This window comes from Ruminococcus callidus ATCC 27760 (genome assembly GCF_000468015.1).
GTDB lineage: Bacteria > Bacillota > Clostridia > Oscillospirales > Ruminococcaceae > Ruminococcus_C > Ruminococcus_C callidus.
Window position 1 is genome coordinate 894 of record NZ_KI260305.1, and the last position, 536, is coordinate 1,429.

Here is a 536-nt window from a genome sequence, read left to right on the forward strand (position 1 = left end):
AAAGGGCAGGCAGTTTGGACACTGCGGAAAAGACGGTTCCCACACTGGAGATGGTCTTTCCAAGCACCACCAGCATCGGACCCAGAGCAGCAGCCACCAGTGCAATTTTCGCAATGGTTTCTTTGGTCTGCGGATCCAGTTGATTCAGCTTGTCCACCAGTTCCTGAATACGGGAAACAATGGAGCGAATGGTAGGCATCAGAATATCACTAAAACTGATTGCCAGTTCTTCCAGCTGGGACTTTAAGATGGTTACTTGTCCGGCAAGGTTATCCTGCATGACCGCTGCCATTTTTTCAGTTGTGCCATTGTAGCCGTCCACTGTATCCGAACAAGTGTCAATGGCATTGGACAGTTTTTCAAAGTCCGCCGGGGAACCGTTGATGATCGCCAGCATACCGGACATCGCCTCTTTGCCAAACAGTGAGGCAGCCGCCTGTGCCTGTTCTGCCTCAGAAAGTCCGCCCAATTTCTGTCGGAGTTGTTCCATGAGTTCCCGCAGAGAATACATCTTGCCGGAACTATCTGTCAGAGAA

The 536-nt window shown here is 50.7% G+C and carries 1 protein-coding gene; it reads right to left on the bottom strand.

All coding sequences use genetic code 11. The features are described from left to right. The coding region (locus RUMCAL_RS14295; RefSeq protein ID WP_021680782.1) for a phage tail tape measure protein at positions 1-536 on the bottom strand (536 nt) is incomplete at both ends.